The following is a 2430-nucleotide window of genomic DNA, read 5'->3' as shown; positions in this document are numbered from 1 at the left end:
GCAACGCCGTCAGAATGGCGGCATAACAACAACCGGGTATAGCTTATTCAAACCCAAAAACTGTCCGAACAGACGGGTCCACCTCTGTTTTCCTTGACGCAAAACATCAGAAGGGCCAGCGATCATATAATGGATACTATCAGCCTTATTGCTCTGCTTTTCGTGCTCGCCGCAGCCTTTAGCATTCTCAATCACCACACGTTTCGCGTTCCAGCGACAATCGGTGTCCTGATCTTTTCGCTGCTGGCATCCCTGCTGGTTGTGGCTTTGAACCTGCTGATTCCGGACTATGATCTGCAGGCTCTGTCGCGGTCTATGCTGGGGATCATCAATCTACCCGTAGCGCTTCTGAACGGTGTGCTGTCACTTCTTCTCTTTGCGGGAGCCATGCAGGTTGATGTCGGGCACCTGCGTGCCAAATTGATGTCCGTGACAGCCCTCTCTGTCCTTGGAACGGTGTTGGCTGTGGTCCTTCTGGCGGGTGCAGTCTGGAGTATTTTGCCCCTGATGGGCCATGCCGTTCCGTTTTCATGGTGCATTGTGCTCGGTGCGATTCTCGCACCCACAGATCCGGTTTCGGTCGTGGGCATGCTGAAGCGTCTGCGACTTCCGGGACCACTTCAGGCAGTTTTCGCGGGCGAGAGTCTGTTCAATGACGGTGTGGGAGTTGTTATTTTTGGTGTGACGATCGGGTTGGCGACCGGAGACAGTCAGGGTCTGGCCGCTTCTGCGATTGTGCTCAGCTTTTGCCGTGAGGCGCTTGGTGGTGGTCTGTTAGGTGCCATGACCGGATGGATCGCGCTTCGTGTACTCAAGGAGCAACGGGATCCGCATATCGATCTGCTGACGTCATTGGCCCTAGCGACCGGAACCTTCAGTATCGCCAGCCATCTTGGCATGTCAGGCGCGATAGCTGTCGTCGTGGCTGGATTGTGTTTTGGAACCAGCTATAGCGATTCCGTTTTCGATGAAGCATCCCGCCAGAACCTCGATGTCGCGTGGACCCTTATGGACGAAGTGCTGAATGTCCTGCTATTCATGCTTATCGGTTTTGAAATTCTGGAGATCACGCCGCGTCTGTTTACCATGATGGCGACGCTCATGGTGATTCCGCTGTCTATTGTCGTGCGCGCACTGAGCGTGTTGTTCTCCACTCTTCCGATTCATCTCAGACAATGGGAACGGGGCCGTGTTCTTGGTATCCTGACCTGGGGTGGTTTGCGCGGTGGCATCTCGGTCTCACTGGCGCTTGGATTGCCTCCAGGTGAATTGCGCAATCTGTTGCTGCCTGTCTGTTACGGTGTGGTGGTGTTTACCACCATCGTACAGGGACTGACCATGGAATGGGTCGTCCGCAGGCTTTACCCATCATCAACATCCGGGCCAGAATGATTTCTCATGAAACATGCGGCGACAAAATGCCTGTAGGTCAATCAGTCAGCATCTGCCGACTGCTGCCCTAAGTCGTAAGGCCTCGTAGATCGGGGTATCTCCGCATGCACCTGCCACCACCATTGCTGAGAAGCTTCCGCACAGGAGCGGTAATACAAGATCGGATGATCCAGTCATTTCCATGACGAGGATAATGCCCGTCACGGGTGATCGAACGGATCCTGCGAACATTGAAGCCATGCCAACAATCACGAACGGCGCAGTCGCCAGTGCTGTGTCCGGGCTCAGTATTTGTGCGACAAAGCTGCAGGCCAACCCTGATAGTGCCCCCAAGGCAAGCATAGGCGCGAATAATCCGCCAGGTGTCGCGGCAGCATAGGAAACTGCCCCGAATACCAAGCGGAAAACGAACAGGAGGGGAATAAGATGCCAGTTTATCGTATTACTTATTGCGGCCTGGGTGATCCAGTCGCCTCCACCCGCCAGATGGGGATCAAGCCATACGACAAGTCCGGCCAGTCCGCCGATTAGGGTGGCTCTGGTGTATATGCTGACAGGCAGACGGTCGGCAAGGCGCAGTGCTGCAAGAATTGTTCGGTTGTATCCGACTGCCAGTAGGCCTGTCATGAGACCAGTCATGACAAAGAATAACTGCTTCGCAACTGCTGTAGGTAGAACCGGATAAGATGCGATGAAATCGGGCTGACTGCCTAGAATGCCACGACTGAACATAATGGCTGAGATGGACGCTCCGAGCGCTGCGCAGACCATTCTCGCCTCAAATTGCCCCACCAGTTCTTCCAGGACAAAAACAGCACCTGCGGCTGGCGCATTGAAGGCCGTTGCAAGACCTGCTCCCGCGCCAGCGGCAAGAAGGGCACGGCAGTCTGCACGTCCCAGTGAGAGCCGTCGTGCGATCGCATCGGCTACTGCGGCTCCCATCTGTACGCTAGGGCCTGTTAGATCTTGAATTTCTTCCCATATTGTAGGGATGGAAGAAGGAGACAGAACAGGCACCTTTACGGACGAGACATGGGC

General features: G+C 54.9%; 2 protein-coding genes. One reads left to right on the top strand and one right to left on the bottom strand.

Annotated features, from left to right (window positions below; genetic code table 11):
- Positions 1-129: 129 nt before the first annotated feature.
- On the top strand, positions 130-1392 hold the full coding sequence (locus HNH97_RS17675; RefSeq protein WP_048852395.1) for a cation:proton antiporter: 1263 nt from the start codon (positions 130-132) through the stop codon (positions 1390-1392).
- Positions 1393-1437: 45 nt separating this feature from the next.
- Here HNH97_RS17675 and HNH97_RS17670 read toward each other — a convergent pair.
- A partial coding sequence (locus HNH97_RS17670; RefSeq protein WP_244949534.1) for a chloride channel protein occupies positions 1438-2430 on the bottom strand: 993 nt, incomplete at its 5' end.

The organism is Gluconacetobacter entanii (assembly GCF_013155425.1).
GTDB lineage: Bacteria > Pseudomonadota > Alphaproteobacteria > Acetobacterales > Acetobacteraceae > Novacetimonas > Novacetimonas entanii.
Note: the sequence above shows the minus strand (reverse complement) of the source record. Positions and strands in the feature narration are given on the sequence as shown.

Bases quoted from the DNA above. Each gene is read 5' to 3' on its own strand.
- HNH97_RS17675 (WP_048852395.1), top strand. From the start codon at position 130: ATGGATACTATCAGCCTTATTGCTCTGCTTTTCGTGCTCGCCGCAGCC.